At 30.5% G+C, this 21813-nt stretch carries 26 protein-coding genes and 1 pseudogene; all 27 read left to right on the plus strand.

From position 1 onward, the window contains the following. Nucleotide 1 precedes the first annotated feature (1 nt). The 27 genes and pseudogenes from OWM07_RS02900 to fliQ all read left to right on the plus strand — a co-directional run bounded on the left by OWM07_RS02900 (nucleotide 2) and on the right by fliQ (nucleotide 21807). The gene (locus OWM07_RS02900) at nucleotides 2-334 is read left to right on the plus strand and encodes a P-II family nitrogen regulator (protein WP_423302165.1); all 333 of its coding nucleotides are present in this window, start codon (nucleotides 2-4) and stop codon (nucleotides 332-334) included. Beyond that, nucleotides 334-558 carry an AtpZ/AtpI family protein gene (locus tag OWM07_RS02905; RefSeq protein ID WP_423302166.1) on the plus strand — a complete coding sequence of 75 codons (225 nt, stop codon included), beginning with the start codon at nucleotides 334-336 and terminating at the stop codon, nucleotides 556-558. Before OWM07_RS02900 ends, OWM07_RS02905 begins: the two co-directional genes overlap by 1 nt. Continuing rightward, nucleotides 548-904, plus strand: a complete 357-nt coding sequence (locus tag OWM07_RS02910) for an ATP synthase subunit I (RefSeq protein ID WP_423302167.1) — start codon at nucleotides 548-550, stop codon at nucleotides 902-904. The genes OWM07_RS02905 and OWM07_RS02910 overlap by 11 nt, the downstream gene beginning before the upstream one ends. Beyond that, complete coding sequence (gene atpB / locus OWM07_RS02915; protein ID WP_423302168.1) at nucleotides 888-1559, plus strand: F0F1 ATP synthase subunit A; 672 nt, start codon at nucleotides 888-890, stop codon at nucleotides 1557-1559. Before OWM07_RS02910 ends, atpB begins: the two co-directional genes overlap by 17 nt. Before the next feature lie 27 nt (nucleotides 1560-1586). Continuing rightward, nucleotides 1587-1904 carry an ATP synthase F0 subunit C gene (gene atpE / locus OWM07_RS02920; RefSeq protein WP_423302169.1) on the plus strand — a complete coding sequence of 106 codons (318 nt, stop codon included), beginning with the start codon at nucleotides 1587-1589 and terminating at the stop codon, nucleotides 1902-1904. 45 nt (nucleotides 1905-1949) lie between these two features. After that, on the plus strand, nucleotides 1950-3485 hold the full coding sequence (locus OWM07_RS02925; protein ID WP_423302170.1) for a cytochrome c3 family protein: 1536 nt from the start codon (nucleotides 1950-1952) through the stop codon (nucleotides 3483-3485). A gap of 44 nt (nucleotides 3486-3529) precedes the next feature. Beyond that, nucleotides 3530-4201: a rhomboid family intramembrane serine protease gene (locus OWM07_RS02930; protein ID WP_423302171.1), complete on the plus strand. Its 672-nt coding sequence runs from the start codon at nucleotides 3530-3532 to the stop codon at nucleotides 4199-4201. Beyond that, the gene (locus OWM07_RS02935; protein WP_423302172.1) at nucleotides 4202-4429 is read left to right on the plus strand and encodes a HypC/HybG/HupF family hydrogenase formation chaperone; all 228 of its coding nucleotides are present in this window, start codon (nucleotides 4202-4204) and stop codon (nucleotides 4427-4429) included. It begins immediately after the preceding gene. Continuing rightward, nucleotides 4413-5510 carry a hydrogenase formation protein HypD gene (gene hypD, locus OWM07_RS02940; RefSeq protein ID WP_423302173.1) on the plus strand — a complete coding sequence of 366 codons (1098 nt, stop codon included), beginning with the start codon at nucleotides 4413-4415 and terminating at the stop codon, nucleotides 5508-5510. Before OWM07_RS02935 ends, hypD begins: the two co-directional genes overlap by 17 nt. Beyond that, nucleotides 5507-6487, plus strand: a complete 981-nt coding sequence (gene hypE, locus OWM07_RS02945) for a hydrogenase expression/formation protein HypE (protein WP_423302174.1) — start codon at nucleotides 5507-5509, stop codon at nucleotides 6485-6487. Before hypD ends, hypE begins: the two co-directional genes overlap by 4 nt. A 236-nt stretch (nucleotides 6488-6723) precedes the next feature. Next, nucleotides 6724-7053, plus strand: a pseudogene (gene hisI, locus OWM07_RS02950) (phosphoribosyl-AMP cyclohydrolase); the annotation flags it as partial. Between the two features lie 5 nt (nucleotides 7054-7058). Beyond that, entirely contained in the window at nucleotides 7059-8096 is a 1038-nt protein-coding gene (pilM, locus tag OWM07_RS02955; protein WP_423302175.1) for a type IV pilus biogenesis protein PilM, read from the plus strand. Continuing rightward, nucleotides 8093-8638: a PilN domain-containing protein gene (locus OWM07_RS02960; RefSeq protein WP_423302176.1), complete on the plus strand. Its 546-nt coding sequence runs from the start codon at nucleotides 8093-8095 to the stop codon at nucleotides 8636-8638. Before pilM ends, OWM07_RS02960 begins: the two co-directional genes overlap by 4 nt. A 1-nt stretch (nucleotide 8639) precedes the next feature. Further along, nucleotides 8640-9218: a type IV pilus inner membrane component PilO gene (locus OWM07_RS02965; protein WP_423302177.1), complete on the plus strand. Its 579-nt coding sequence runs from the start codon at nucleotides 8640-8642 to the stop codon at nucleotides 9216-9218. Then, complete coding sequence (locus OWM07_RS02970) at nucleotides 9215-9748, plus strand: pilus assembly protein PilP (RefSeq protein WP_423302178.1); 534 nt, start codon at nucleotides 9215-9217, stop codon at nucleotides 9746-9748. Before OWM07_RS02965 ends, OWM07_RS02970 begins: the two co-directional genes overlap by 4 nt. Next, entirely contained in the window at nucleotides 9748-12135 is a 2388-nt protein-coding gene (locus OWM07_RS02975) for a type IV pilus secretin PilQ (RefSeq protein WP_423302179.1), read from the plus strand. Before OWM07_RS02970 ends, OWM07_RS02975 begins: the two co-directional genes overlap by 1 nt. After that, nucleotides 12135-13238, plus strand: coding sequence for a lipid-A-disaccharide synthase (lpxB, locus tag OWM07_RS02980; RefSeq protein WP_423302180.1), 1104 nt, complete (start codon nucleotides 12135-12137; stop codon nucleotides 13236-13238). The genes OWM07_RS02975 and lpxB overlap by 1 nt, the downstream gene beginning before the upstream one ends. Before the next feature lie 102 nt (nucleotides 13239-13340). Further along, entirely contained in the window at nucleotides 13341-14462 is a 1122-nt protein-coding gene (locus OWM07_RS02985) for a flagellar hook-length control protein FliK (protein ID WP_423302181.1), read from the plus strand. Between the two features lie 14 nt (nucleotides 14463-14476). Next, on the plus strand, nucleotides 14477-15142 hold the full coding sequence (locus OWM07_RS02990; protein ID WP_423302182.1) for a flagellar hook assembly protein FlgD: 666 nt from the start codon (nucleotides 14477-14479) through the stop codon (nucleotides 15140-15142). 18 nt (nucleotides 15143-15160) lie between these two features. Beyond that, nucleotides 15161-17635: a flagellar hook-basal body complex protein gene (locus OWM07_RS02995; RefSeq protein WP_423302183.1), complete on the plus strand. Its 2475-nt coding sequence runs from the start codon at nucleotides 15161-15163 to the stop codon at nucleotides 17633-17635. A gap of 61 nt (nucleotides 17636-17696) precedes the next feature. Then, on the plus strand, nucleotides 17697-18461 hold the full coding sequence (locus OWM07_RS03000) for a motility protein A (protein WP_423302184.1): 765 nt from the start codon (nucleotides 17697-17699) through the stop codon (nucleotides 18459-18461). A gap of 7 nt (nucleotides 18462-18468) precedes the next feature. After that, nucleotides 18469-19218 (plus strand): OmpA family protein, encoded by a 750-nt coding sequence (locus OWM07_RS03005; protein ID WP_423302185.1) that lies wholly within the window; start codon nucleotides 18469-18471, stop codon nucleotides 19216-19218. Continuing rightward, nucleotides 19218-19727 carry a flagellar basal body-associated FliL family protein gene (locus OWM07_RS03010; RefSeq protein WP_423302186.1) on the plus strand — a complete coding sequence of 170 codons (510 nt, stop codon included), beginning with the start codon at nucleotides 19218-19220 and terminating at the stop codon, nucleotides 19725-19727. The genes OWM07_RS03005 and OWM07_RS03010 overlap by 1 nt, the downstream gene beginning before the upstream one ends. 7 nt (nucleotides 19728-19734) lie before the next feature. Next, entirely contained in the window at nucleotides 19735-20025 is a 291-nt protein-coding gene (locus OWM07_RS03015) for a FliM/FliN family flagellar motor switch protein (RefSeq protein WP_423302187.1), read from the plus strand. Further along, nucleotides 20018-20785: a hypothetical protein gene (locus tag OWM07_RS03020; RefSeq protein ID WP_423302188.1), complete on the plus strand. Its 768-nt coding sequence runs from the start codon at nucleotides 20018-20020 to the stop codon at nucleotides 20783-20785. The genes OWM07_RS03015 and OWM07_RS03020 overlap by 8 nt, the downstream gene beginning before the upstream one ends. A gap of 5 nt (nucleotides 20786-20790) precedes the next feature. Next, nucleotides 20791-21522: a flagellar type III secretion system pore protein FliP gene (gene fliP / locus OWM07_RS03025; protein ID WP_423302278.1), complete on the plus strand. Its 732-nt coding sequence runs from the start codon at nucleotides 20791-20793 to the stop codon at nucleotides 21520-21522. A 9-nt stretch (nucleotides 21523-21531) separates the two neighbouring features. After that, nucleotides 21532-21807: a flagellar biosynthesis protein FliQ gene (fliQ, locus tag OWM07_RS03030; protein ID WP_423302189.1), complete on the plus strand. Its 276-nt coding sequence runs from the start codon at nucleotides 21532-21534 to the stop codon at nucleotides 21805-21807. The last annotated feature ends 6 nt before the right edge of the window (nucleotides 21808-21813 follow it).

Here is a 21813-nt window from a genome sequence, read left to right on the forward strand (position 1 = left end):
AATGAAATTAGTTTTTATTGTTATCAATAAAACAGAATTATTAGAAGAAGTATTGGAGTATATGGTTGAGGTGGGTATTAGTGGGGGAACAGTTCTTGATTCTGTAGGAATGGGTAAAATATTGGTTTATGACATACCAATATTTGCAGCATTTAAAGAGCTTATGATAGGAAGTAAAGCGTCTAATAAAACTGTGATGACAACTGTGGAAGATGAAAAATTAGATGAATTTATTGAAGGGTTGGATAAGATTTTACATTTTGATGAACCAGGTTCAGGAGTAGTTATAGCATTGGATATTTATAAGAGTAAAGGGTTGAATAAGAGGGGTTAATGAAGTTGAATAAAAAAATGCGTAGTTTTTTGAATGCTAGTTCTATTGGTATTTCTGTAGTTGCTGCTATACTAATTGGCACAGCTATGGGGTTATATCTTGATAAGGTATTTAATACCAAACCATATCTTACAATAGTTTTTATGATATTGGGTATAGTTGCTGGTTTTAAGAATATTTTGTATTTTATAAAAAGGACAGGTTTATATAATAATGACGAATAAAATTATTATAATTTCGTTGATTTTTTTTATATTTTTGTATACAGTATGCAGGATTGCTTTTGATGATGTTTTTGTAAGCAACCTTGTTTTTGGTTTTTTTATAACTTTGCTAAACTTTGTAATGATTAGGAGGAAAGTAAAAAAGATTTTTTTAAAAACGAGTTTGGCGAGTGGAATAGGCTACTTTTTTAGGCTTATTTTACTTATTGTTATATTTGGTGTGTGGTTTAAGTATTATGATATAAATGTATGGGGATTGTTAGTTGGGATTTCTGTTTTACCAATAACAATCCCTTTGACAATTATTATTTTTCAGAGGAGGAATACGGATGGAGCATCCACTTAATATTTTTTCTTTTTTACCTCATGAAATTCAAGCCAAATATATCCATGTTTTAATGACTTGTGTAGTAGTTTTAATCACGTTATTGTTTGGTTCTATAGCAAGTAAAATGAAATCCGAAGTCCCCACAAAAGGGCAAAATTTCTTTGAGCTGTTAGTTACAGGTATTTATAAAATGGCAATTGATATTATGGGCGAAGAAGGGAGACCTTATGTTCCACTGATATTTGCGATTGGGATTTATGTATTTTTTTCAAATATTCTCGGTTTAATCCCTGGTTTTGTTGCTCCAACCTCAAATCTAAATACAACTGTTGCTCCAGCAATTATAGTTTTTTTTACTTATAATTATATAGGGTTCAAAAAACATGGTGTTGGTTATATTAAACACTTCATGGGACCTATGCTTGCTCTTGCGCCACTAATGATAATTATTGAACTCATTGGTCACTTATCTAGACCTTTATCATTATCTATGAGGCTTTTTGGTAATATTTTTGGTGAAGATTTGGTTATAGCAATTTTATTCTTTTTAGCTCCATATTTAGTTCCTTTGCCAATGTTTTTTATAGGTTTATTTACAAGTGCTTTACAAGCTTATGTATTTATGATGCTATCGATGATATATATTAGTGGTGCTCTTGAAGAAGCACACTAAAAAATAAATAGAAGGAGGAAGTTTGATATGAAAGCATTTAAGGTACTTTTTAACACTGTAGCTTTGATGGCACTTACTGCAATGAGTGCTTTTGCTGCTGAAGGAGCAGCAGGTGGTAGTCATAAGTGGGTAATTTACCTTACGGCTGGTTTGTGTATCAGTATTGCAGCTTTTGGTACAGGTCTTGGACAGGGAAGAGCTATAGCTAGTGCTGTTGAAGGTATTTCTAGAAACCCTAGTGCATCAGGGAAAATAATGACTACAATGATTGTCGGTTTAGCAATGATTGAGTCTCTTGCTATTTACGCATTAGTAATTTCATTGATATTATTATTTGTTGTTTAATAAAATAAGTGGGAGGTTTTACCTCCCTGCTTTTTGGAGGATTTTATGTGGGGCAAGCTTAAGGAGTTTATAAGAAGAGATCCAGTCGTATTTGTTATTTTATTTACTGTGATTATTGTGGGTTTTATTTTTGTTAATATAGAGGTGTTGCATTATACGAGTGAGTCAGAGTTTTGTGGAAAATGCCACCCTGAAGAAAAAGTGGGACCTTTAGGTGAATATTATACTTGGTCAAAAAATATTCACTCAACTGCAAAGGTAGAGTGTATTGACTGCCATGGTGAGCCTGGTTTTATTGGATATATGAAAGCTAAAATTGGTGGCTTAAAGGATCTTTATGGTGAAATATTTTTATCAGATGAACACAAATTAGAAATTTTAACAGAAGGTGCAACAAATAAAGAAAAAGCTGCAGAACTTGTGCCAAATGAAACTTGTATGTTCTGTCACACTGACTCTGTTAATAAGAAATTAAGAAGAGAACGTTTGATGTCCGTTGGTGTTAAATTTAGAATGATAGATACAGTTATTAACCCAAAATTTAGAGAATCTTTTGGAAGACCTGATATATTAACTGAGGATACAAGGGTTGGAGTTGTTCCCAACCATAAAAAACATATAGAGGCTGGTTTAAATTGTGTTGACTGTCATTTGGGTGTTGCTCATGGCGGAGAGTTTCATAACTTACCAAAGATGGAAACATGTTTTACTTGTCATTTTAAAGTCAAGCAAGAAAAGAAAAATGTAAAAGTGCCTGACAATATGGATTGTGCAAAATGTCATACCTTGCAAGATAAAATTCAGCAGGGTGTTTTTGTTAAAGAAATTGAAGAAACTCCTTGGTATATGGATGATTTAAGCTGTACCGATTGCCACGAAGATCCTTTTGTTAGACCAAATACTGATACATGTGCTTCATGTCATGACTCAAGCTATGGTGAAATGTTAATCGATACTCAAAAAGAATTTTTGGCTAAATTAGAAAAAGTTCAAAAAGTAAGAGATAAGTTGTTTGAAGAAAGACTTGAAATGCCTGAAGGTAAAAGAAAATTATTTAATAAATTACAGTTCTTAGTTAGAACAATGGAAATGGATGGTTCTAAAGGTTTTCATAATCCAGAGTATTTCGATTTAATTTTTGATAAAGCAAATGAATTAATAGAGAAAATTGAGAACTATGTTGAACCTGAATCTAAAGAGGAAGCAAAATTGAGCATGAAGTCAGAGAGAAAAGCTGAACATGAGGGAGAAAAAGAGGAAAATGAAGCTGATCAAGGAGAGTCACATACTTTAAAAGCAGAAAACCCTGTAGAGCTTGTAGAAATAGCCCCCGATACTATTAATATTGCAGAAAATCATGGAATTGATACTACTAAAAAGCCTGTAATATTTCCTCATAAAAAACATTTTGAAATGTTTAAATGTGAAGAGTGCCATAGTAAGCCAGATGAAGGTTCTTTAAAAGTGGAAATCAAAGTTTTGAAAGGTACTAGTAATACCTTTCACAAAGAGATATGTTTTCCATGTCATAAAGAGTATAAAGTAAAGAAAGGTACAAGTTGTAGCACTTGCCATAAATAAATATTTTTGTGGGGGTGGTATCCCCCTTTTTTTATAAATAAGTAATGTTTCCTTTAAAAGATTCTATACCATCTAAAAGATTCCCTTTTGTCAATTATTTAATAATAATAACTACTGTTATTGTATATTTGTATGAAAAAAGTCTTGGGAGAGAAATTTACAAATTTTATCTTGAATATGGTGTGATACCATTAAAGATTTTTATGCCCCATAACATTGTTTCTATTAGTGAGAAAATAACCCCTTTTTTTACATCAATTTTTATACATGGTGGATTCTTTCATTTATTGTCAAACATGTATTTTTTATTTGTTTTTGGAGATAATGTGGAAGATTATTATGGCCATTTTAGATACTTATTATTTTATCTAGGTTGTGGTATTTTTGCTGCATTTATTCAAGTGATCATGTTTCCTAAGTCTAATATACCGATGATTGGTGCAAGTGGAGCTGTTGCTGGTGTTATGGGATCTTATCTGATACTTTTTCCTCATTCAAAGATCAAGACATTAATATTTATAATTATTTTTATTACTATAGTTGATATTCCAGCAGTTGTATTTTTAGTTTTTTGGTTTATAATTCAGTTCATAAATGGAACATCACAAAGTTTAATAGGTTTAAGTGGTGGTATTGCGTGGTGGGCTCATATTGCAGGCTTTGTTTTAGGGCTGATTTATGGAGTTTATAAAAAATATAATTTAGAGGAGGAATAGATGTGTTTAGGGCTTCCTGGTAAGGTATTAGAGATTAAGGATTTTTCTGCAGTTGTAGATATTGCTGGTACAAAAAGAGAAGTTTCAACAATGATGTTAGCTGAAGAGATTGAGGTAGGTGATTATGTGATGGTACATGTTGGATTTGCAATTGCAAAAATGGATCCCAAGGAAGCAGAAGAAACATTAAAAACAATTTTGGAGTTTGCGGATGAGAATGATTTCTGAATATAGAGATAAAGATAAAGTAGATCTTTTATTAAGGCAAATAAAAAAAATAAATAATAAAAGTAGTACATATAGATTTATGGAAATTTGTGGTACGCACACCATGTCAATTTCAAAGTTTGGTGTGAGAACACTGTTACCTGAAAATATCGAACTTATTTCTGGACCAGGTTGCCCTCTTTGTGTAACTTCACAAGGGGAAATTGACGCCATTTTTGAAATGATAATAAATTACAAACCTATTGTAGTAACCTACGGAGATCTTTTGAAGGTTCCAGGCTCAAATGGTGAATCGTTATTAAAACTTAAGAGCATGGGGTATGATATCAGAGTGGTTTTTTCACCACTGGATACTCTGAAAATTGCTAAAGATAATCCTAATAGGGAGATTGTGTTTTTAAGTATAGGTTTTGAAACAACTACTCCACCCACTGCTGCGTTAGTTAAAATGCTTGAAAAGCATAGCATAAATAATGTTTTTATTTTTGTGATGAATAAGACTATGCCTAATATATTAGATTTTATTATAAAACAAGAGATTGTTAAATTAGATGGTTTTATATGTCCTGGTCATGTATCCGTTATTACAGGAGAACTGCTTTATAAGCCTCTTGTTGACAATAATTTTGCTTGTGCTATTGCAGGTTTTGAACCAGTGGACATATTGTTAGGAATTTACAGTTTAATTGAGCAGGTTAATAGTGGAGTATATTATGTAAAAAATACATATAAGCGAGTTGTTAAATCTGACGGGAATCATAAGGCTTTAGAATTGTTAGAAGAAGTTTTCGAGCCAACAGATGCATTTTGGAGAGGTATTGGTTTAGTCATGGGTAGTGGATTAAAATTAAAAAGGGGTTATGAGCGCTATGATGCGATTAATAAATACGGCTTAAAAATTAATCACAATAAATCAATTTCTGGGTGTAAATGTGGGGAGATACTTTTAGGATTAAAAAAACCTTATGAGTGTGGTATGTTTGCTAAATATTGCACTCCTGAAAATCCTGTGGGGCCTTGTATGGTTTCTAGTGAAGGTACATGTGCTGCATTTTATAAATATGAAAGGGTTGCCTTATGAAAATAATTACAAAAGCAATTGGTAGTGGAGGATTAGGTACTAATAAATTTATAAATGAAGAAATTTTAAAAAGATTTGGTAATAACATATTAAATTCACTAAGAGATGCAAGCATTATCAATTCTAATAATAAATTGGTTGTAAGTACAGATTCTTTTACTATATATCCTGAATTTTTTCCTGGTAGTGATATTGGTAAATTAGCAATTTACGGTACTTGTAATGATATAACTGTAAGTGGAGGTGTACCTAAATATATAACATTTTCTGTTGTTTTACCTGATGGTTACAAATGGGAGAAAATGGAAAAGATACTTGATTCTGCTAAATGTGCTATTGATGAATTAGGTGTTAAAGTTGTTACAGGGGATACAAAAGTGATAGATGGGGTGAATGCTCCCATTATTAATACAACAGGATTAGGAGAGTTAAGGGATGATTTAAATGATTATACAAGAATAAAAGTAGGTGACAAGATTATTTTTACCTCTGATATTGCAAGACACTCTGTGGCTGTTTTATTAGCTAGAGGAGAATTAGGTTTTGATGGAGGTATAATTTCAGATTGCTGTAATCTTTATGAGGTTATAAAAGATTTGGATTATAAAAGGATTTCTTTTTGTAGAGATGCCACTAGAGGTGGGGTTGCAGCTGTGTTAAATGAAATTACATCGAAAATAGATTTTGGTTTTTATCTTGATGAAAACAAAATACCGATAAAAGAAGATGTTAAATATTTTTGTGAAATGGTGGGGATGGACCCTTTGCAGATGGCTAATGAAGGTGTTGCAGTTATAATCGTTGATGCTAAATATGCTGATGAAGCATTAAAAATTATTAAAGAGAAAGATAATGGTAAAAATGCATCTATTGTTGGTGAGGTAGTCAATGAGAAAAAAGTTTTACTTAAAACCTCAATTGGTGGAGAAAGGGTTATTGATATCCCTTCTGGTGAGCTTTTGCCTCGCATTTGTTAGTTGTACAAATAAAAAGGATGACTTAATAGAGATAAAATGTGGCAAATGTCATTCTACATCAATTATTTATAATTATAGAGGGACAAAGAGTTGGGAGCATATTGTTTATGCTATGCAACAAAGGGGGTTGAAGTTAACCCGTGATGAAAAGGATAACATATTGAAAGCTTTAAAAAAAATTAAATAATTTTTAATTTAACTGTTGCCAATATTTAAAAATGTGTTAAAATTTAACTATGAATGATATATTAAATAAATTAGATTGGGGTAAGATGAATAATTTGATTCCAGTTATTATTCAGGATGCAAATACTTCAGAGGTTTTAATGCAAGCTTATGTTAATCAGGAGGCATTAAGGCTAACAATAGAAACTGGGAACTGTCACTATTTTTCTCGCAGTAAAAATAGAATCTGGATGAAAGGGGAAAGCTCAGGTAATATCCAAAAAGTTAAAGAGATATATGTTGATTGTGATGGTGATTGTTTGTTGTTTAAAGTTAATCAAATTGGTGTCGCTTGTCATACTGGGAATAAAAGCTGTTTTTTTGAAAAGATATATGGGGATTAAATATGTTTAAAAAGAGAAATGTTATTGGTATTGATATAGGTAGTAATTCTGTAAAAATTTTAGAGCTTAGAAGTAAAAAAGGTGGTTTTGAGGTTGCGAAAGCTGTTATTGAAGAACTTCCTGAAGATTCTATATCAGAAGGTTCTATTGTTGACTATGGTGAGGTTATTAACACTGTGGTATCAGCTTTTAAAAAAGGGAAATTTAGCCATAAGTATGTAGGGGTAGCTTTGAAAGGTAATGATGTTATAGCGAAAAGATTACAGGTTAATGTCCCTGATATAAAAAATTTTGATGAAACTTTTAGATGGGATGCAGAACAATATATCCAGATGAAGATGGAAGATGTAAATATAGATTATGAGATATTAGAATATAATGAGGATATAGGTCAGGCAGAAGTTATATTAGCTGTCGCTAGAAAAGATCTTATTTCTGATTATGCTTCAGTAGTTGAGTCAGCTAAGTTAAAGTTGTCTTTGGTTGATTTAGAAATATTTTCACTAATTAATTGTTTTGAAATGAATTATGGTAGAGAAGGTGGAGTTAATTTAATTGCAAATATAGGACATACAACAACATTACTAGTTTATGTAAAAAACGGTTTATATGAATTTTCAAGGACTATTGATTTTGGTGTAAAGGAGTGTATAGAAGAGATACAGAAAAAGCATGGGTTAATATATGAAGATGCTAGAATAAAACTGATGGATAAAGAGAGCTTGGAATTTGATGAAGAGCTTCAATCAAATGTTGAGCAGTTTAATGAAAAATTGGCAAATGAGATAAAAAACAGTATGAACTATTTTTACACTACAACTCAGCAAGTAGTTGATAAAATATACATTTGTGGTGGTGGAGCTAATTTGTACAAGGTAAAAGAGATAATAGAGAAAATTACGGAAGTCGAAACATCCATGTTTAATCCGTTTGCTAATTTTGATATTTCAAAACAGGTTGATCAGGAAATTTTGTCAAATAATATATATCAATTTAATGTGGCTTGTGGTTTGTCAATAAGAAGAGTGGATGAAAAATGATAAGGGTTAATTTAGTTGCCAAGAAGAAAAAGTTTAAGTTAAAAGGTATTTATTTTGAACTACTTTTGTTTGTTGCTTTGATAGTTGTTATAGTTTTGGGTATTTTTAATATTAATAGTAGGTTAAACGAACAGAAGTTATTGATTAAGAGAGAAATTTCTAAATTAGAAAAGGAACTAGCTAGTTTAAAGAAGATTGATAGGGAAGTAAAAGAGTTAAAAAGCAAAAAAGAAGAGCTCCAGAGAAAGATTAATTTAGTGATTAACTTAAAGCAGGGGCAAAAAGATTATTATTTAATTTTGACAAAGTTAGAACAATCCTTACCTCAAGATGTTTGGATTAATAAGTTTGATTATAAGAATGGGAATGTTAATATGGAGGTTTCATCTTTAAGAAGCAGTTCTGTAAATGAGTTTATTATAAATATGTACAAATCTGAATTTTTCAAAGATATTGATTTGAAAATTGTAAGAAAGAATCAAGTGGAAGGGATTGACATAAACAATTTTAGTATAACAGCAAAAGTAAAATTAGGTGGTTAAAATGGGGTTTTTAAGTAAAATACCATTAAAGTTTAGGATAGTTATAGAGGTTTTAGTTTTAATCGTTATTGTTGTTATTTATTACTTTTTTTCCTACAAACCTCAAGTAGAGGAAATTAATAAATTACAAAAAAGATATGATACCCTTGCGCTTTCGGTTGCTAAACTTAGGCCAGTTAAACTAAGTTACAATAAATTTAAACAAGAATTACAAATAGTAGAAAAGCAATTTGAGACTGTCCTTAAAATTTTACCGAATGAAAAAAGTTATAATGTATTATATGATGAGATTGTCTCATTGGCCGAAAACAATGGTTTGAGAGTTACTCTATTTCAACCAAGAGGTGTTAGAAAGATTGATGATTTTCATTCTGCTGTCGTTTTCAGTGTGAATGTTGAAGGGGATTATTTGAGTCTGGTAAATTTTATTTATAGGTTGAATTTCATGGATAAAATTATAAATATCAATGATATAAATCTAAATCCTACAAAAGATAAGGAAGGTAATTTGATTTTGCGTTCTAGGATAAATATGAATTCTTACATGTTTAATGTTGCAACCTCTGGAGCAAGAAAATGAAAAAGTATGTAGGTATATTGGTAATTATTATTTTAATGATGTCTATTGGTTGTGATACAACGATTCCTCAATTTAATCCTAAAAAAAAGGCCATTACAAGAAAAAGAAATATTGAAATAGAGATTGATACTGCTACGCTTGCAAAGCAGGAGGAAAGGTTAAAAAGTCTTTTTGTTAATAAATATGTTCCTTTAAATTATGAAGTTAATAAAAACCCTTTTGAATCTGTAGTTGATTTGTATAAATCTAATCAAGAAGGTGTGATAGAAGGTAACCCTTTGCTGTCATTAACTTTAGATCAGCTAAAGTTGGTTGGTATTCTTAAAAGTACTTTTGGAAATATAGGGGTTATTGATGCTAACGGAAATACATATTATGTAAAAGTTGGGGACGAGATTGGTTCTTCAAAAGGGAAAATTATCACTATAACTGATGACATGGTTGTTGTAAGAGAAACTATTAAAGATATCTTTGGTAATGTTAAGACAGATTTAAAAGAGATATATTTAACCCAGAAGGAGGGTAAATAATGAAATTATATATGAAACATATTTTAATTATTTTAATGTTGGTGTTTTTAGCTTCTTGTGCAGGGAAGATAATTGAAGTTAAAAATAATGAGTTAACGGATATAAAAATCGAAAAGCTTGCTGACAAATATAAAGTAGCTATAAATTATAATTATGCTGTAAAGCCAAAAGTTTTTTATTCTAAAAACCCTTTTAAATTAACAGTTATAACACCTGGAGCTAATGTAAATTCAAAGCTATTAAATTTTAAATATTCAGATGATATTATTAGCAATGTATTGGTTTATAAAGATAATCTTGGAGCAAGTCTTGAATTAACTTTGGCGAAAGATGTGCATTATCAATATGATACTAAGGGTAATTCATTAGAAATCACTTTTACACCTATAAAAGTTGAAGAGCAAGAAATAGGGAAATCAATAAATTATGATTTGCCTAATGTAGAAGATATTGTGATAGGTAACAAGCTGCTAAACATTACTAATGAATCAAGTGATAACAACATCCTTTTTAGTTTAAAATTAAATGGTATTGTGAGATATGACTATGGTTATTTAGAATATGGATATTTATATGTAGATCTATTTGATGTTAAAAGCGGTTTATCAAAGAAAATTTATAGATTTAATAAAGGGATTATTAGATATGTAAAAGTGGGGGAATACTATCCACCTCAAAAGGTAAGAGTATTATTTAAATTAATAACTCCTACTACTGTTTTTGCAGCACAAGATGGGACTCAATTGGTTATAACTAATGATTATTCAAAGCTTCCTAAGGAGAGAAAGTTTTTAATTGCTATTGATACCATTTCTGTTAAATCATTTCAAAGTGTAATTGTGAAAACTACTGGAAGAGTTAATTATACAAAGAAAATTATAAATGGTAATTTAATGATTATCTTTAATGAAGATGTTACAGTATTAAAAAGGGTTAAAAATATAATTAATTTTCCAGAAACTTCACCATTTAAAAACTTAAAAGTTATAAATTATGAAGGGAAAACTGCTATTTTAATTATCCCAAATGGATTTGAAGTTTATGCCAATGTGGAAAATGCACCAGAAGGGATTTTAATAAGTGGTAGTTTTGAAAAGTTTAGTAAAGCATCTGTGAAGTTTTCTAAAGGTTTAGAGCTATTAGAAACAAAAGAAGAAGATAAAAAGGTTAAAAAAGAGGATTTAATTACTCTAAATATAAAAGATATGGATGTTAGAGAAGCTATAAAGCTGATTTATTTTGGAAGAAATAAGAATCTTGTTTTTAGTAATGATGTAAATGGGAAAGCTACCTTGTTTGTAAAAGATATCCCATTTTCAAAAGCTCTTGATATAATATTAAAAGAAAATGGCTTGGTTAAGATAGAGGATGATGATCTTGTTTGGATAATTACTAAAAACAGGTATTCACAACTAAAACAAGAGGAAATAAAAAAATTAAAGGAAAAAGAAGCAATTAAAAGTGTAGAACCTTTAATTACAGAAACACTATTTGTAAAATATGCTGATGCATCAGAGTTTCAGAGCGTTATAAAGTCAGTTTTAAGCCCAAGGGGAAAATTAGAAATTAATAAAAAATCAAATAGCTTTGTAATTACAGATATCAAGTCTGCTATTGAGCAAGCAAGAAGGCTATTAGAAGAGTTAGATAAAAGGACACCTCAGGTTACTATAGAGGCAAGAATAGTAGAAGTGTTTGATACTAACAATGTAAATTTAGGTATTCAATGGGGTGGAAATTACAATGTTAATTCTACTTCAGTGAATTTCCCTAATACAATAACAGTTAATGGTAATACTGGAAGTACTGGTATTGGTGGAGCTGGTTATGTAGTTAATTTGCCTGTAGGCGCTCCAGCTGGTGCTATAGCGTTATCTCTTGGTAATCTATCAAGAAGTTTTAATTTAGATGTAGCATTATCAGCTCTTGAAAGTCAAAACAAAGTAAGAACAATTTCTAGTCCAAGAATAACTACACTTGATAATCAGGAAGCAGAGATAAAAAGTGGTGGTACTGCAATAATTGTTCCTACAGGTGATAATACAGAAACAGAAGAAGTAGATGTCGGTATAAAATTAAAAATTAAACCACATATTACAAGTAATAATATGATATATTTGGATATTGAAGTAGAAAAAAGTTCACTTGGTGCTGTAACTGCTAATACAGCAACAACCGAAGAGAAAAAGGCTAAAACTCAAGTATTATTGGCAAATGGTGAAACAACTGTTATTGGCGGTATTTATGAAGATGAAAAATCAGAAGTTAATCAAGGTGTTCCTTTCTTAAGCAAAATACCTATATTAGGTGCATTATTTAGGGCGAAAAATAATACTGTTACAAAAAGGGAACTTTTAGTATTTATAACTCCTAAGATTGTGGAGTAATGAAGCTATTTTTAATAGCTGGTGAAGAGTCAGGCGATATACACGCAAGCAATATGATCCGCCATCTGAAAAAGATGGCGGATTTTTCTTTTTATGGCACAGGTGGTAATCGTTTAAAAGATTTAGGTCAGGTTCAGTTTTTTCATATCAATGATATGTCGATAATTGGTTTAGATGGTATTATTAAAAAAGCACCTTTTATTTTTAATATGTTTAAAACATTAAAAAGTAAATTGCTTGAAGTAAATCCTGATGCAGTGATATTGGTTGATTATCCAGGCTTTAATTTAAAATTTGCAAAATTTGCAAAAGAGAATGGATATAAAGTTATCTATTATATTGCTCCTCAAATATGGGCATGGCATTTTAGTAGGATAAAAAAGATACAAAAATATGTTGATTTAGTTTTGTGTATTTTACCCTTTGAAGAAGAGTTGTATAAAACTAACGGTGTAAATTCTAAATTTGTTGGAAATCCAATTATAAATAATATTAAATTTAATTTTAATAGTAAGGATGAATTTAAGAAAAAAATCGATTTAGAAGGTGATAAAAAGATTATTGGTATTTTACCTGGAAGTAGAAAAAAAGAAATAGATGCTTTGATCCCTATTATTAATGAAACAGTAGAAATGTTAGGAAATAATTACCAGTATCTACTGGCTAAAGCAAAGAATTTGGATCAAGATATTTTCAAAAATTATAAGTTGAGTGAAAAAATAAAAGTAATAGATGATTATAATTATGACATTATGAAATACACTGATTTATTATGGGTGTGCTCAGGAACAGCAACATTAGAAAGTGCTATTATAGGGACACCTCTAATTTTAATGTATAAAGTCAGTAAATTAACAGAAATTATAGGAAGAATAGTTATTAAAACTAAATTTATTGGTTTGCCAAATATTGTTGCAGGTGAGGAAGTTGTCCCCGAATTGATTCAAGATGAATTAACACCTGAAAACATAATCAAATATACATCAATCATTTTTTCTAAATACGAAACATATAAAAGTCGTTTATCTCAAATAGGAAAAATGTTTAATGTAGAAAACCCTTCTTATCAAGCAGCAAAGGAAATTTATTCCTATCTCTATTAATCCAAAGTAACAAGAATATCAAACAATTACATTACAGCGTTATTTTTGAATCTTCAAAAAATTCTGGCATATATTTTTCTAAAAAGTAGTCGGAGGTGTAAAATGGAAAAGATGGTTTTAAAAATGAAGCAAATTTTACCTATTGATAAAAGTATAGAAAAATCAACAAAAAAGGTAGCCAAACAGAATAATGGAGATTTTAAGAAAATTTTAACTGCTAAAATAAATGAAGAAAATAATAATAAAATAGCTAACAAAAAAGAAACAGAATTAAGTGATAAAAGTGAAAATATTAATGATGATATTGATAATTTAAATGTAGATATAGAAATGCTCAAATCCATTTTAAATATATTAAATATAAATATCGATGAAAAAATATTTGATGAGCTTAAAACTATTAAAAATTATAAAGATGCACTTCAAAAAATAGATGAGATACTTTCTCTAAAAGGGTTTTCTGAAAATGATATTAAGAAACTATTTGCATTGATAGAAGAAATGAAAAAGGAGCAATTTAGTGATTTTAAGAATAAAAATTTGGCAAACATAGATAGCTCATTAAAAAATACTGAAAGTCTACAAAATATAAAAAATAAAAATGAAGCACCAACTAGATTAAAAGATTTTGAAAACAAATTCTTTATCAGTGATAAAATAGATTTTAATAAAATTGAAAAATTAGAAAAATTTTTTCATGACATATTAAAGTCAAAAGAAGAGAACAGGCCTGTAATCAGAAGTATTCAATTAGATCTTATACAATCAGCAGATTTACACAGTGATAAACAAAACATGGTAAAAGCAGATTTTCATATTATTAAAGTAGAAAAACCATCAGATGTGTTAAAATTTGTAGATTTTATAAAACTAGTAAATATAAAAGATGGCCAAAAAATGGTGGTCAAATTACATCCTGCACATCTTGGAAATCTAAAAATAGAGCTAAGTGAAATAGCAGGAAAAATTACAGCTAAACTACTGGTCGATAATCATGAAGCAAAACACCTTTTGATGACAAATATTGATTCAATTAAACAACATTTGGAAACTAAAGGGATAATTTTGGCAGATGTAGAACTTGGTTATTTACATGATGATAATAATCAGGGTAGGTTTGATAGGGGAAACAATGGAAGTTCTGGTAATCCTAATGGAAGAGAATCTTTTAAAATAGAAGAGACAGAAAATTCTAAAGAAAATGATAGTGCAATTTATGCATAATTTGGAGGTTAGATATGATACAGCAAAGTAGTAATATAAATACAGTTACTTCTATAAGTAATATAAATAATAGAAAGCCGAAAAAAGAGTTGGATAAAGACGATTTCTTAAATCTTTTAGTTACTCAACTAAAAAATCAAGACCCTTTAAACCCTCTTGATAACAGTGAGTTTATTGCTCAAACTACTCAATTTTCTTCATTAGAGCAGTTAATTAACATATCTGAAAAGTTTGATAAATTGATTGATAATGAAGAAAGTAGCAATTTAAATCTATTTTCTGCAGTAAGTTTTATTGATAAAAATATAAATTTTTATGGAAACGATTTTAGTGCAGATGAAAATGGTGCTGTATTAAGATTTGATATTTCTGGTACTCCAGCTACTACTAACATAGAAATTTATAACGAAAAAGGAGCAAAAGTTAAAACAGTAAGCGTTGAAGGAGTAAATGGTTCAAATACTTTTAGCTGGGATTTGACAGATGATAATGGGATAAAACTAAATCCGGGGAATTATTCTTACAAAGTTGTTGCAAAAGATAAAGATGGTAATGAGCTACCAGTTAGATTGTCTTCTTCAGGTAGAGTGATAGGTGTATTGAAAGAGGGTAATTCTACGGTTTTTGATTTGGGTTTTACCAAAGTAAAACCTGATGAAATAATTTCTGTATATAATTAAAATTTTGGAGGTGCATAGATGCTAAGGTCACTATATGCTGGGATTACTGGTTTAAATGAGCATCAAAAAAGTATGGATGTTATTGGTAATAATATAGCTAATGTAAATACTGTTGGATATAAAACATCTCGTATTGTATTTCAAGATTTACTATTTCAAACGATTAGTGGTGGTAAGGCGCCTGCAGGAAATCTTGGTGGTATAAATCCTAAACAGATAGGAACAGGTACATCGACTGCCTCTGTTGATACCATTTTTACACAAGGGACATTGCAAAATACAGGAGTTACTACAGATATGGCGATACAAGGGAATGGTTTTTTTGTAGTAAGAAGTGAAAATGAAAATGAAAACTATTATACAAGAGCGGGAAATTTTACTTTTGATAAAGATGGATATTTAGTAACTCCTGATGGATTTATAGTTCAGGGTTGGATGGCAGATACAGATACTGGCGAGATTTTAACTAATACAGAAGTTTCTGACATTCAGCTATCATCAGCTTATACAAGCGTACCAGCAAAGGCCACAACTGAGGTTTCATTAGTGGGAAATTTGGACACAAGAGCAGAAGCAACAATATTAGAATTTCAGCCTTTAATGACAACAGCTGCAAACAATGATAATATATTTGATCTGTACAGTTCAAATGGTTTAAAGTTAGATTTAGTAGAAGGTGAGCCTGTAAGAATAAAAGCTCATGCTACAGATATTACTGATATGGCTGCAGTTTATAATGATAATGATGTTAACCTTGGATTAGATAGCAATCCAACATTAAACTTAATAGTGGATGGTAATAGTTATTCATTAACCTATAATTCAACTGCCCCTGAGACCAATACCAGTAGAAGTTTTACAACCTTACAAGAATTTTCTGATGATTTACAATTTATTTTAAATTATGCAGCTACTGGAGATGGGACTATTGGGCCTTTTACTGTAAATATTAATATGGGAAAGATTGAAATTACTTATAGTGGCAATAGTAATGTTGTAATAAATTCTTTTTCAGGTAATCCTAATTTGGCTGCTCTTTTACAACCTTTAGTTGGTACATATAATTCTACCACTGCCACTACCGTTCCGAAGACAAGTAATGAAATGTTTTACGAAAAAGTCTTAACTGCAGGTAATGATTTTAATAACTTGGGAGACTTAGCTGTTCAGATTCAAAGTGCAATAAACGATAATGTTTCTAATGGTTTTGTTGTGGATTACAATAACACATCAACTGGCAAATTTACTTATAATAATACTTCAGGTAACAATAATATAACAGGTTTTAGTATTGATAAGGCTTATAGTGGAACTGTTTTTGAAAGCAATATGGTTACATCTGATACAATCTCTGTTGGTAATTACACTGAAAGTAATATTTTTTTAAGATTGGCTTCTGAGACTGATAGTTTAAATAATCTATATACAAATTCTGGTGTTCCTCTAGGATTAGATAATAATACTACAATACAGTTTGATGCTCAAATTGGAGGTAATACTCCAAATGGTAATGGGGTAAACAATATTAGTGTTGCAAGTAATACACTTGGAGATTTATTAGATGCTTTAGAAGCATATATGGCATTACCTACAGATAGCATACAGATAGAAAACGGTAAAATAAAAGTAACAGGTGAAAAAGGTATCCCTAATAGTATTGACTATATAACTTTTACAGCAACTGGTCCAAGTACATATGCAACCTTTACGGACTATATGAAATACCAAACATTGCAAAATGCTTCAGGTGGGCAACTTGTAACAAGCCAGACAATTTATGATGCTCAAGGGAACCCTCATGTGGTAAATTATAATTTTGAGTTATATGATGAGGCAAATAATGAGTGGAAGTTGACTATTGAACCGGCTGATAGTAACGATTCTATTTCAGTAGATGGTACTACAGGAAATACTGTTATTGTGAGGTTTAATCAAGATGGTTCATTCCAGGGTGTTTACGATATTTTTACTAACAATGTGTTATCAAATTTATCATTTACTCTATCACCTGCTAATGGAGCTTCGATTATGAGTGGTGTTACAGTTAATTTGGGAACACCTGGTAGTTATGATGGTATGACATTATCTGCATCAGATTCCACTATAACTGAGACTGATCAAAATGGTTATCCAATGGGATCATTAGAAAGAATATCTGTTAATGATACTGGAGAAATAATTGGTGCTTATACAAACGGAGAGATTAAAAAGATAGCTCAAGTTGGTATTGCAATTTTTACAAATCATGAGGGTTTGTTAAAAGTGGGTGATACACTTTTTGCTGAAACTCCTAACTCAGGACAAGCTGCTATAGGTCAAGCAGCTACTGGAGGAAGAGGTTCAATTGCTGCAAGTGCGTTAGAAAATTCAAATGTTGATTTAGCTAGAGAATTTGTAAATATGATAACAACTCAAAGAGGTTTTCAGGCAAACTCAAGGGTTATTACTACAAGTGATGAGTTATTGCAGGAGTTGATGAATTTGAAGAGATAATATAAATTTTACTTTGAAACTTACAGTTTTTTAAACTATAATGAGTTAGGAGCGGATAAGTATGGATATTGCTACACTGCTTGGTATTGTTATTGCTTATGCTTTGGTGTTTGTATCCCTTTTGTTGGGGCCAGGTGTTGGTGTATATATTGATATCCCGTCTGTTTTGATAGTTATTGGTGGTACATTTGGTATTATTTTCATGAACTATCCAATGAATAAAGTTTTTAATATTATAGCAATAGTTATGAAAACATTTCTATTTAAATCTGAAGATCCTTCAAAACTTATAGAGCAGCTTGTAAACTTTGCTGTTAGAGCAAGAAGGGATGGTATACTTGCTCTTGAGTCAGCGGAAGGGGAAATAAGTGATGAATTTTTGAAAAAAGGGATAAGACTTGCTGTAGATGGTACAGAACCTGAAGTTATTAAATCTATTTTAGAGACCGAATTATCTTATATGGAAGAAAGACATAAAGAGGGTGTAGGTATATTAGAAAGTATTGCAAGTTTTGCACCTGCTATGGGGATGATTGGTACATTAATTGGTTTGGTGGCGATGTTGCAAACAATGAATGATCCTAGTTCTATTGGACCGGCTATGGCTGTTGCGCTTTTGACTACTTTTTACGGTGCAATTATTGCAAACCTTTTTGCTGCGCCTCTTGCTGGCAAATTGAAAACTAGATCAGCTGAAGAGATTCTTTTAAGAGAAATAATGATTGCAGGAATCATGGCAATACAGGCAGGGGATAACCCAAGAATAGTAGAGCAGAGGTTGAATGCCTATCTACCACCAAAAATGCGTAAATCACAATTTGATTAGGTGAAAAATGGCTGAAAAAAAATGTGAAGAGTGTAAAGCGGGGGCACCTCAGTGGATGGTTACATTTTCAGATATGACCACTTTACTATTAACCTTTTTTGTGTTGTTATTGTCTATGGCATCTCTTGATCAAAGGAAAATTAAAGAAGCACTTGGTTCTTTACAGGGCGCATTAGGTGTGTTAGAGGCTGGAAGAAAATCTGAGATGGGAAAAGAAGAAATATTGACTAAAATAGATTTTGTAGATAAAGTTAAAAAAAGTCAGGAGCAGATGCTTTCTGGATTACAAAATTATATTGAGCAAGCGAACTTAAGCAGCCAGATTTCTGTTGTTAAGACTGATAAAGGGATTTCTGTAAGAATTATGGATTCTGTTTTGTTTGCCCCTGGTAGTGCTGAAATTTTACCTTCTGCTATACCTATTTTAGAAAAATTGGCTGCAGTTATGAGAGATACGCCATACAATATTTTGGTTGAAGGTCATACCGATGATATTCCTATCAGTACTCCTAGGTATCCATCAAACTGGGAGTTATCTACTGCAAGGGCTGTATCTGTTGTAAAATTTTTAGTTAGTAGAGGTGTAAAACCTGAAAAATTGAGTGCTGCTGGATATGCCCAATATCACCCACTTGTTCCAAATATTACACCTGAAAATAGGGCTAAAAATAGACGAGTTGAGATAAACTTTGTAAGTCCAGAACTTGCAGAATCACATAAAAATATCTTTGAGGAAAATGAAGGTGGAGGTTTTTAATGGCTGATGAAGAAAAAAAAGAACAACAGGAAGAAGAAGGTGGGAAAAAGAAGAAAAAGTCGAAACTTCTACTTATCATTATAATTTTAGTAGTGTTATTGGTAGTAGGTGGTGGGGCAGCTTATTTCTTTGTTTTAAAGCCTAAAGCAGACAATCAAGCTGCTGAAGAGGCTTCAAAAAAGAAAGAGGTTAAGGCTGAACCTACAATAGGTCCGCTATATTCTTTAGATACATTTATAGTTAATTTAGCTGATCCAGGGGGCACTAGGTATTTAAAAGTGACTATGCAGTTAGAACTTGATGGTGAAAAGGTTCAAGAAGAGATGGATAAAAGAAAACCTCAGATAAGAGATGTAATTTTAACTGTTCTTTCTTCAAAAACGTACGCTGAGGTGAGTACTGCTCAAGGTAAGCTGGCATTGAAGCAAGAATTAATTAGAAGAATAAATCTGATTCTAACTAGTGGTACAGTGAAAAATATATATTTTACTGAATTTGTTGCTCAATAGGTGATAAATGGAAGAAAAAATTAAAAAAGTTAAAGAAGAATTCGGTGAAATAATTTTAAAAGTGGTTGTTGAGCTTGGAAGAGAAAAGGTTACAATACAAGAAATGTTAAATTGGCATACAGGATCTATAGTGAAACTGAACAAGACCTCTGGTGAATCGGTAGATATTTTAGTTGAAAACAGGCCTATTGCAAAGGGTGAAGTAATGGTTATTGATGAAAAGTTTGCAGTGCGTGTTTCTGATATTTATACTTTAGATAATATTATTGAGAAAAAGCGAAATGGGCTTTATGAATAAAATACTAAATATTGTTTTTGTCATTTTAATTTCGAGTAGATTATTTGCTTTTGATTATCAGATCGATGATAATAGTTTGAATTTCCAATTCAAAGTAAATAAAGATGTAAAGTTGATTAGTAAAGTTGTAGAAGAAAATAAAATTATTTTTAAATTAGACCACGAAATTAATGAAGTGATTAACAAGGAATTTTTAGGCATACCTGTTTCATCCATAAAAGTTTATAACGATAAAGGGGAAGGTTATTTAGAGATAGAGTTTGTTGAAAATATATTAGATACAAATGTTAATTTTCAAAATGGTTTTTTGATTGGTAAGGTAAATTTTGTAAAAAATGTTAATCAATTAAAAGGAGGGGTTACTTCTCCATATTTGCGTATTATAATTTCTTTAGCTTTCATTATCGTTCTAATATTAATATTATATAAAATAATTGCTAAAATATATAGAAGAAAAATTAATGATAGTATTCCTGGAGTTGGTTCTGTGTTGGGTAGGCTCGATATTTATCCAGGGGTTACACTGTTTTTTGTTGATTTTGAAAATTATCTTTATGTTTTAAGTTATACAAATAATGGTGTAAATTTAATAGATAAAATAGTTGATGAAAATGAAATGGTGAGATTAAGAACCGGTTTTGCTAAGAAAAAGGATTTTTCTAGTTATTTGAAGTTTTTTGGGAAAAATCTTACTAAAGATGAGGTAGAAGTTACTAAAACAATTGTTAAGGAGAAGGTGGAGTCATTAAGAAAAAGATAAATTTAATTTTATTTTGGCTGTTTTTATTTAAAGTTAAATTAGTTTTTTCTGCTGATACTATCCCTTTGCCCGCTGTTAGATTTGGTTTTGATACAGCAAATAGTCCAAATGATGTTGCAATTACTTTACAGATTATTTTGCTGATTACTATTTTGACCATTGCTCCTGCTATTTTATTAATGGTTACTTCTTTTACAAGGATAATTATTGTTTTTTCTTTTTTGAGAAGTGCATTGGGGACACAGCAGTCTCCACCAAACCAAGTTTTGATAGGCTTGGCTTTATTCTTAACTTTTTATATTATGTCTCCGGTTTTTAGTGATATGTATAAAAATGCTATTCAACCTTATTTAGATGGAAAATTAGGTTTTACTCAAGCACTATTAGAAGCTAAAAAGCCTCTTAGAAAATTTTTGTTGAAGAATACTCGCAAAAAAGAGTTATTAACTTTTATTGAGATTGCAAAAGTAAAAAGACCAAGAACAGCTGATGATATACCTGATATGGTTTTAATTCCAGCATTTATAACTAGTGAATTACAGACAGCTTTTGAAATAGGTTTTTTGTTATTTCTACCATTTTTAATTATTGATTTTGTAGTAGCAAGTGTATTGTTATCGATGGGTATGATGATGTTACCACCAGTGATGATATCTTTACCTTTTAAAATTTTACTATTTGTTTTAGTTGATGGTTGGGGTTTGATTGTAGGTTCGATTGTTAAGAGCTTTTATTAGGGGTGTTATATGACAGCTGATTTTGTGATAGAAATTACTACTAAGACATTGGAATTGACTATATTAATTGCTGCACCAATGCTTATTTTTGGTTTGTTAGTGGGTTTATTAATTAGTATTTTTCAGGCAGTTACTCAAATACAAGAGATGACATTGACTTTTATCCCTAAGATATTAGCTGTTGTTGTTGCTTTGATAATATTTTTCCCATGGATATTAGACAAATTGATAAACTTTACATATAATCTTTTTTTAAATATACCTGTGTATATTGGGAAGTTTTAGGAGTTT

The sequence above is a fragment of the Deferribacter thermophilus genome, assembly GCF_049472675.1.
Lineage (GTDB): Bacteria > Chrysiogenota > Deferribacteres > Deferribacterales > Deferribacteraceae > Deferribacter > Deferribacter thermophilus.

Coding starts and splice junctions, on each gene's coding strand:
- hypD (WP_423302173.1), top strand. CDS start 4,413: ATGAGAATGATTTCTGAATATAGAGATAAAGATAAAGTAGATCTTTTA.
- OWM07_RS03020 (WP_423302188.1), top strand. CDS start 20,018: ATGAATAAAATACTAAATATTGTTTTTGTCATTTTAATTTCGAGTAGA.
- OWM07_RS03000 (WP_423302184.1), top strand. CDS start 17,697: ATGGATATTGCTACACTGCTTGGTATTGTTATTGCTTATGCTTTGGTG.
- OWM07_RS02905 (WP_423302166.1), top strand. CDS start 334: ATGAAGTTGAATAAAAAAATGCGTAGTTTTTTGAATGCTAGTTCTATT.
- OWM07_RS02910 (WP_423302167.1), top strand. CDS start 548: ATGACGAATAAAATTATTATAATTTCGTTGATTTTTTTTATATTTTTG.
- OWM07_RS03005 (WP_423302185.1), top strand. CDS start 18,469: ATGGCTGAAAAAAAATGTGAAGAGTGTAAAGCGGGGGCACCTCAGTGG.
- OWM07_RS02985 (WP_423302181.1), top strand. CDS start 13,341: ATGGAAAAGATGGTTTTAAAAATGAAGCAAATTTTACCTATTGATAAA.
- fliQ (WP_423302189.1), top strand. CDS start 21,532: ATGACAGCTGATTTTGTGATAGAAATTACTACTAAGACATTGGAATTG.
- OWM07_RS02970 (WP_423302178.1), top strand. CDS start 9,215: ATGAAAAAGTATGTAGGTATATTGGTAATTATTATTTTAATGATGTCT.
- OWM07_RS02975 (WP_423302179.1), top strand. CDS start 9,748: ATGAAATTATATATGAAACATATTTTAATTATTTTAATGTTGGTGTTT.
- OWM07_RS02925 (WP_423302170.1), top strand. CDS start 1,950: ATGTGGGGCAAGCTTAAGGAGTTTATAAGAAGAGATCCAGTCGTATTT.
- pilM (WP_423302175.1), top strand. CDS start 7,059: ATGTTTAAAAAGAGAAATGTTATTGGTATTGATATAGGTAGTAATTCT.
- lpxB (WP_423302180.1), top strand. CDS start 12,135: ATGAAGCTATTTTTAATAGCTGGTGAAGAGTCAGGCGATATACACGCA.
- OWM07_RS02960 (WP_423302176.1), top strand. CDS start 8,093: ATGATAAGGGTTAATTTAGTTGCCAAGAAGAAAAAGTTTAAGTTAAAA.
- OWM07_RS02990 (WP_423302182.1), top strand. CDS start 14,477: ATGATACAGCAAAGTAGTAATATAAATACAGTTACTTCTATAAGTAAT.
- hypE (WP_423302174.1), top strand. CDS start 5,507: ATGAAAATAATTACAAAAGCAATTGGTAGTGGAGGATTAGGTACTAAT.
- atpB (WP_423302168.1), top strand. CDS start 888: ATGGAGCATCCACTTAATATTTTTTCTTTTTTACCTCATGAAATTCAA.
- OWM07_RS02900 (WP_423302165.1), top strand. CDS start 2: ATGAAATTAGTTTTTATTGTTATCAATAAAACAGAATTATTAGAAGAA.
- OWM07_RS02965 (WP_423302177.1), top strand. CDS start 8,640: ATGGGGTTTTTAAGTAAAATACCATTAAAGTTTAGGATAGTTATAGAG.
- atpE (WP_423302169.1), top strand. CDS start 1,587: ATGAAAGCATTTAAGGTACTTTTTAACACTGTAGCTTTGATGGCACTT.
- OWM07_RS03010 (WP_423302186.1), top strand. CDS start 19,218: ATGGCTGATGAAGAAAAAAAAGAACAACAGGAAGAAGAAGGTGGGAAA.
- OWM07_RS02935 (WP_423302172.1), top strand. CDS start 4,202: ATGTGTTTAGGGCTTCCTGGTAAGGTATTAGAGATTAAGGATTTTTCT.
- OWM07_RS03015 (WP_423302187.1), top strand. CDS start 19,735: ATGGAAGAAAAAATTAAAAAAGTTAAAGAAGAATTCGGTGAAATAATT.
- OWM07_RS02995 (WP_423302183.1), top strand. CDS start 15,161: ATGCTAAGGTCACTATATGCTGGGATTACTGGTTTAAATGAGCATCAA.
- OWM07_RS02930 (WP_423302171.1), top strand. CDS start 3,530: ATGTTTCCTTTAAAAGATTCTATACCATCTAAAAGATTCCCTTTTGTC.